General features: G+C 60.6%; 6 protein-coding genes. 2 read left to right on the top strand and 4 right to left on the bottom strand.

Annotation, left to right across the window (positions count from 1 at the left end; translation table 11 throughout):
• Positions 1–850: ATP-binding protein (locus tag IRZ31_RS19065; RefSeq protein WP_297156614.1), on the top strand; the 850-nt coding region annotated here is incomplete at its 5' end.
• Between the two features lie 41 nt (positions 851–891).
• Here the strand turns inward: IRZ31_RS19065 and IRZ31_RS19060 are convergent.
• On the bottom strand, positions 892–1,854 hold the full coding sequence (locus IRZ31_RS19060) for a YafY family protein (RefSeq protein ID WP_297156612.1): 963 nt from the start codon (positions 1,852–1,854) through the stop codon (positions 892–894).
• 187 nt (positions 1,855–2,041) lie between these two features.
• Here IRZ31_RS19060 and IRZ31_RS19055 point away from each other — a divergent pair, with 187 nt between their 5' ends.
• Positions 2,042–2,557, top strand: a complete 516-nt coding sequence (locus IRZ31_RS19055; RefSeq protein WP_297156609.1) for a ClbS/DfsB family four-helix bundle protein — start codon at positions 2,042–2,044, stop codon at positions 2,555–2,557.
• A gap of 61 nt (positions 2,558–2,618) precedes the next feature.
• On the opposite strand, the gene IRZ31_RS19050 is transcribed toward IRZ31_RS19055, so the two are convergent.
• The 3 genes from IRZ31_RS19050 to IRZ31_RS19040 all read right to left on the bottom strand — a co-directional run bounded on the left by IRZ31_RS19050 (position 2,619) and on the right by IRZ31_RS19040 (position 6,545).
• The gene (locus IRZ31_RS19050; protein ID WP_297156606.1) at positions 2,619–3,245 is read right to left on the bottom strand and encodes a hypothetical protein; all 627 of its coding nucleotides are present in this window, start codon (positions 3,243–3,245) and stop codon (positions 2,619–2,621) included.
• Positions 3,246–3,360: 115 nt separating this feature from the next.
• Positions 3,361–4,275, bottom strand: a complete 915-nt coding sequence (locus IRZ31_RS19045; RefSeq protein WP_297156602.1) for a hypothetical protein — start codon at positions 4,273–4,275, stop codon at positions 3,361–3,363.
• A 620-nt stretch (positions 4,276–4,895) separates the two neighbouring features.
• Positions 4,896–6,545: an L-lactate permease gene (locus IRZ31_RS19040; protein WP_297156598.1), complete on the bottom strand. Its 1,650-nt coding sequence runs from the start codon at positions 6,543–6,545 to the stop codon at positions 4,896–4,898.
• Positions 6,546–6,872 lie beyond the last annotated feature (327 nt).

Here is a 6,872-nt window from a genome sequence, read left to right as displayed (position 1 = left end):
AGAAGAGCGGGCTGAGGCGCGGGCCAGCGTCCTGGCGCTGCGCGAAGCCAATCGTCGCATGGACGAGTTCATCAGCTTTGCCAGCCATGAGCTGCGGGCTCCCCTGACCGTCCTCAAGGCCAATGCCCAGCTCATCAAGCGGCTCCTGCAAAAGGCCAGCGCCCTTGGTCGCGATCTCGGTAGCGGAGGTCCCAGCGGAGGCGGCGCCGACCAGCCCACGCTCCAGGTCCATCCTCTCCTTCAACGCCTGGCCACTATCCCCGAGCTGCTCGATCGCTCAATTGCTCAGGTTGACTTGCTGGATCGCCTCGTCGGGGACCTGCTTGACTTCTCGCGCATCCAATCAGAGACCTTGCAGCTGGTCCGTCGACGTCTGGACCTGGTCGCTATTGTGCGCGAGGTAGTGCAGAGTCAGCAGCAGGTCCATCCGGGGCGCGACATTCGCCTCAGCATCGAGAGTGCCGACGAAGTGCCGGTCGAGGTTGACGCCGCGCGTATCGGTCAGGTACTGACCAACTATCTGCTCAACGCCATTCGCTATGCGCCGCCCGACCGCCCTATCGAGGTCCGTCTGCGCGTCGAAGGGCAGCGGGCGCGGGTACTGGTGCGTGACGAGGGGCCGGGGGTACCGCCTGAGCTGCAGCAACGCATCTGGGAGCGCTTCTATCGCGCGCCGGGCATCCCTGTGCAGGAAGGCTCGCCGGTTGGCCTGGGGCTGGGTCTGCATATCTGTCGCACCATTATCCAGCTTCACGGCGGTGAGGTGGGCCTGGAGAGTCGGCCTGGCCAGGGAGCAACCTTCTGGTTTGCGCTGCCCCTGGCTCAGGTCGCAGAGAAGCCGGATGATTGACTGACGCTGCTGCAGTGGAAAGGAAAGATCGAGGGCTTCTCTCAGGCCAGGGCCAGCTGCTCACTGATGCGCCGCGCCAGGGCCTGGAGGGCCGTGGACAGCTCGGGAGGATGGCGCACCTGCAGGCGGCAGTCCAGCCCGACCAGCACATGGGCGGCCCAGTCCAGATTATGCGTCGAGCAGCGCAGTAAGGTCGCCTGTTCATTCTCAGGCAGCGGCTCTAATACCGCCAGGGCAGGCGGTAGTCGCTGTTGCGCCTCGGAGAGCGGCAGCTCCAGGACCACCTCGATCTGCCAGGGGGCCGGTGTGAGCGCAATGGCGCGTTGAATCGCTCCCAGACAGTCGAAATCGACTGGTCGCACAAACGTAGCGTGACATTCCTCGGCCAGCAGGATGCGATCGAGCCGGAAGACGCGCAGAGCCTGACGCAGGTGACAGTAGCCCGCCAGATACCAGCTGCCGGAGCAATAGGCCAGGCCATAAGGGTCAACCTCACGCTCGCTCTCGGTCCCACTCCAGGAGCGGTAGCGCAGCCAGAGACGCCGGCCCTGCTGCGTGCAGCGGCCCACGGTCAGCAGCACCTCGGCGTCAGGTCGCTGACCAGCCTGTGGCAGGTCGAAGAGCAGGGTCTCCTGCACCGCCTGCAGGCGCTCACGCAGCGGTCCGGGGAGCACACGCTCAATCTTAGCCAAAGCCCCCTCGACAGCGCTCTGATCGCCAATGAGATTCAGACGCCGCGTCAGCAGCAGACCCAGAGTCAGAGCCAGGGCCTCCTCGTCACTAAAGATCAGAGGCGGCAGGCGAAAGCCCGGACGCAGGAAGTAGGCTCCGTAGCGGCCATGCTCCGCCTCCACCGGGATACCAAGGTCCTGCAACATGGTGATATAGCGACGCACTGTCCGTGGACTTACCTCCAGGCGCGCCGCCAGCTCGGCCCCGCTCATCCGCCCACGGGCCTGGAGCAGCTCCAGCACCGTGAGCACGCGTGTCGTGGGGAAGTACATAGCGACCTCGCTTTCTCCATCTGCGCCAGATGATCAGATCAGCATCAACCAATTAGGACGAAGTATAACCGCATTCGCTGCTATGCTCAAGAGAGCATAACACTGATAGAAGTAGTGTGTCCGTAGAGAAATTGACTCGTGTCGATGGAGTCGAGTCATCGACCAGAGAAGAAAGGAGAAGCCGTCTGTGGAGAAAGCCCAACTGCTCAGCGAGATGCAACGTTGCTATCACGAATGGAATAGCCTGTTGGCCACTTTGACTTCGGAAGAGCTGCTCCTGCCAGGGGTGGCGGGCGCCTGGTCTGTGAAAGATGTGGTTGCCCATCTTACTGCCTGGCTGGAGCTGGCTTTCAGTGATATCTCCGCGGCCCGTGAGGGGCGGGAGCCGCTGCTAAGCTTTGACGCCATGAGCAAGGAAGAACTGGAGGAACTCAACCAGCGTTTCCACCGCGAGCGTCAGGGGCAAACGCTGGAAGAGGTGCTGACGAACTTTCACACTACCTGGCGTCGCCTCTACGATGAGACTATGGCTCTCGATGATAAACTCCTGCAGGAGACTGCCCAGCTGGTGGTGGACTGGCAGGCCAGGCCCCTTGGAGAGCTGATCTATGGCGAGACCTGTGAGCATCTGGTAGATCATACCAACGCCCTGCGAGCCTGGTTGAGCGCCCGGCATGGGAGCGGGAGCGCTGCCGAAGCCTGAGCCAGGCCAGGCCGGAGCCAGCTCTCTCTTGCTGGCCGAAGCCTGGCCTGGCGGCTCCCGCTCAGCTGCCCAGCACCGCCGCCAGCATTGCCAGCAGGCCGATGATGCGCAGGCCATCGCCGATATTGTCAACCAGCAGAGAGTCCACGAAGAAATATTTCTGGAAGATCATCAGATAGCCCAGGCCCAGGAAGAGGAAGGCCGTGCCCATCAGGAAAGCGAAGCGCGTTGGCTTCTTCAGCAGGGCCGTTGTATACAGATAGAAAATGCCCAGGCAAAGGAGGGAGCGGGAACCGCTCAAGGTAGCGCGGAGGCCTACATTGGGCAGGTCCGGCAGAATAGGGGAGAGCAGCCCGACACAGAAGGCCACCAGCGAGAAGATGATCTGCAAGCGGAGCAGGGCATTCAAATACTGATCAGAATTATTGAGCAGACTGAGCAGGATAAAGAGATAGGCGCAGGCTTGACCCAGATAAAGAAACCAGTCCGTGTGAAGGGTGACGCTCGTCACCAGCATCGACAACAGATCGGCCAGGCCAGTGAGGGCGATCATCCCCATTGAGATTCCCAGCATCAGCAAGCGTGTGCTGCGCACCTGGGGATAGGCAACCGCCACGCGTAAGGTCACAAAGAGCGTAATCGTGATCAGAATAATCGCGAGTACGATGGGCATCCAACTGAAACCCACGTCGGCCTCCTTCCTAGCGAGCCAGAGCTAGCAGAAAATCTGGAAAAATAGCTAAAAAAGAAAGCAAAGGGCATAAGCGATCCAAGGCGCCTGGAGAGATCCCTCCCTGGCTGACTCACGACTCAAAGAGCCGTTCAGCGCTGACGGGGCGCCCGTTGGGATCGACTAATTCCACGCGCCGCATCTTCACCAGGATCTGCAGAGCGGCCAGGACATCGGCCAGCTCCATACCCGTGCTCTGGGCCAGCTCCGCGATGCTCTGCACGCCATCGATAGCGCCGTGAAGGCGGCGGGCGCGTTTATCGGCGATGGCGGCGGAGCGTGCAAAAGGATTTTCTGAAGTCAGCAGTTCTGCATCCTCCTTGCGTCGTGGGATCAGGGCGGTCAAAGGAACTGGCTGTGATTGGCGGCCTGGGCCTGGGGTCCTGGCTGAAGTCCCTGGTGAGCCTGCGACCACCGTCGTCGACCCAGGCCCGGCGATGGGGGCACCTGGCGCCGGTAGCGGGAGGAGCAAGCCACGCTGAGTAGCCAGACCGATTGCCTGGCGCAGCAGCATCGTAATTGCCTGCTGAAGATCTGTCTGGGGCTGGTAACCTACGAAGAACAGGTAGGTCAGAGCGAAAGGGAGCGGCTCCTGGGGGCCCGGTGTGGCAGGCGGGGCGGGAAGCAGCGCGGGGCTGCTCATGAATCCGCCGAGGCAGTAGTGGCAAGCGTACTGGTGCAGCAGGCTCACCTGCTGTGGAGGAAAGAGCATCTCAATGGAGAAGGTCTGGATCGGACGCTGCTCAAAGGCAAAGCGCTGGGCAATGAGCAGCATCTGCTCATTGTAGGTAATCTGCTCCGGCAGGTTGGGGTCGCGGGGGAGCATCGTCCGCAGATGGAGCACCGAGGTACGGGCTGGTGTGAGGAGTGGTGTCCAAAACTCGATCAACTCAATCTGGAAGTGCTCGATAAAAGCATAGCAGAGCCACTGAAAGAGTTCATCGATCGTATACATAGCGGCAACAGCGCGCAGGAGGAGATTCATCATTACAAACTGTTGCCTGCGTGCGTCAGGTGAACCGGCTCTGCCTTGAGGGTACTGGCTGCTCATGAGCAAAAAAACCTCTGCGTTCAGGTGACGATCTAACCTAGTTAACCAGCTCCGGCGGTCACAGCTAGCTCCTTCCGCCTCTTCTTCAGAACGCCAGGAAAGGGGAAATTTTTCTCTTTTGGACCAACTCTTTTTCAGCGAAGATGGCGGCTGCCAGCCCTTGGGCGGTGAAGGCGGCGGGACCCCTATGCTCGCACAAGGCCCAAGATTACAATGTTACCATAGCAGGCACTACACATAGTGTCAATAAAAATCGTATTAAAGTCAAGTTGAGAGATTGACACATTCTGGTCAATAATTGGTTATCATCCAGTTGTGGGCTGGGGACAAAAGGGCGCCTGCTCTCAATCAAGGTGGAGTGCAGAGCGGTGCGGCGCAGCGCAGCGCAAAATCGGCAAGCGGAGAAGAGCAAGAGAGCAGGAGGGCTGGCTGGCAGAAGGAGGAGCCAGGCCGCTCCTGCCCTTGTGAGGGGCGTAGCGCACGCAGCGTCAGCAAGCAGACATGCCCACGCCCCTGCCCTGGCAGACCTTCCTCGACGGAGGGGAGAGCGGCGCGGCTTACTTTGGAATAATGCCAGGTACCAGGTACTGCTGGGCCATGACAATCACTCCCAGAATGCAAGCCAGGATGATACTGTGCCAGAACGTGCGACGCACCACCAGGCCCTCCTTGCCGGTCAAACCGATGGTCGAGGCGCCAGTCGTCAGATTCTGCGGCGAGATCATCTTAGACATCACTGCCCCACTGGAATTGGTGGCCGCCATCAAGATCGGACTCAGCTTCAACTGCTGGGCTGCCACCACCTGCAGATTGCCGAAGAGGGCGTTCGACGACGTATCGCTGCCGCTCAGGAAGCAGGCGATCCAACCCAGGAAGACGGAGAAGAAGGGGAAGACCACGCCCAGCGAGGAAATGGCCAGGCCGATGGTATAGGAGATGCCTGAGTAGTTAAAGAGATAGGCCAGACCCACGATGAACATCACAGTGAGAATGGCGTAGCGCAACTGACGCCAGGTATCGGTCAGCGCCTGCCAGAGAATAACCGGGCGTGCCCCGGCGGCGATCATCACCGCTGCCGTCAGCAACATGGCCAGCAGAATAGCCGTCCCCGTGCCCAGGGGCTGGAAGCTATAGATCGCAGCATAGGGCTTCTTGTACAGAGTCAGATAAATCGCATTGTGCAGATTGGGCCAGGCCACGTTAACCTGACCGATCTTCGCCACGCCGGCAAAGGTCCAGATAATCACCACTGCGCTCACCAGCAGCCAGGGCAACCAGGCCAGAAGCGTCTCCCCCAGGGTCGGGCGCTCGGTGGTCGACTGGCTCGTTCCGCCCGCGGCACTGGCGCTGGAATTGGCATTCGCAAAAGCTGCCATATACTCCGCCGTATCGCGTGGCCGCCAGACCTGTACAAAGAGGATCACACACAGCAGCGACACCAGCGAGGCCAGAACGTCGGGCAATTCCGGGCCGATGAAATTAGAGACCGCGAACTGTGTCAGGGCGAACGAGAGACCTGCCACCAGTGCTGCCGGCCAGCAGGTGCGCAGGCTGCGCACGCCGGCATAAACCACCAGGGCATAGAACGGCAGCAAGAGACTAAAGATAGGAAGCTGGCGTCCAACCATCGCCGACAGGGCCGCTGTTGGCAGATTGGTCACGCCATGCAAGGTCGTAATCGGCACACCGAGCGCCCCAAAGGCCACCGGCGTGGTATTGAAAATCAGGGTCATCACAATGGCATCCAGCGGCTCAAAGCCGAGGCCCATCAGGAGCGCGCTGCAAATTGCCACCGGTGTTCCGAAGCCCGAAATTCCCTCCATCAGCGCCCCGAAGCTGAAACCGATGATGAGCAGCAGAATGCGGCGGTCCGCCGGCACATTATGGACCATCCAGCGGCGAAATAGCTCAAATTTCCCCGAGCGCACCGCCACATTGTAGAGCCACATCGCGTTCCAGACGATCCACATGACTGGCCAGAGGGCGAAGACCATGCCATTGAGCGTCGAGCTGGCCGCCAGCTGAAAGGGCATTTGCCAGACGAAAACGGCGATCAGCAACCCGGCGATCAGTCCGATCAGGGCTGAGAGCCAGGCCGGCAGGCGGATCACCCCCAGCAGAATCAGGACGACGGCGATGGGAATAATCCCTACCAGGAAGGAGAGGAAGAGGTTATTAGCAACGGGAGTCAGTAACTGGTGAAACATCGCTGTTTGGCTCCTTGCGTCCAGACTACGGTATCCTGGTTGCGCTCTCCGTGCCTGTAACAGCGTCCGCCTCAGCGCGAACGCCAGGCACAAGGGAGAGACCGGCGGCAGTCGGCGGAGCCGGTCTAGATCAGACGCATCCGCCTCGGCATCATCGCCGTGCAGAGCAGAACAGAGCCAAGCAGAAACTCCCTACTGAGCCCAGGGGCAAGCGCCTGGCAGGGGAGAACAAGGGACCGGGCTGCCCTGCCTGTCTGTCTGATCTGCTTGTCGGGCTGAACTGAGCTGGCCGGCTCGTAGCCCGTGGCCTGTGGCCTGTGGCCTGTG

Source organism: Thermogemmatispora sp. (genome assembly GCF_019683635.1).
Lineage (GTDB): Bacteria > Chloroflexota > Ktedonobacteria > Ktedonobacterales > Ktedonobacteraceae > Thermogemmatispora.
The sequence above is the reverse complement of the archived record's forward strand: the minus strand, read 5'-3'. Positions and strand labels throughout refer to the sequence as shown.

Excerpts from the sequence above, each read along its gene's own strand:
- IRZ31_RS19060 (WP_297156612.1), bottom strand. The coding sequence starts at position 1,854 with ATGTACTTCCCCACGACACGCGTGCTCACGGTGCTGGAGCTGCTCCAG.
- IRZ31_RS19045 (WP_297156602.1), bottom strand. The coding sequence starts at position 4,275 with ATGATGAATCTCCTCCTGCGCGCTGTTGCCGCTATGTATACGATCGAT.
- IRZ31_RS19040 (WP_297156598.1), bottom strand. The coding sequence starts at position 6,545 with ATGTTTCACCAGTTACTGACTCCCGTTGCTAATAACCTCTTCCTCTCC.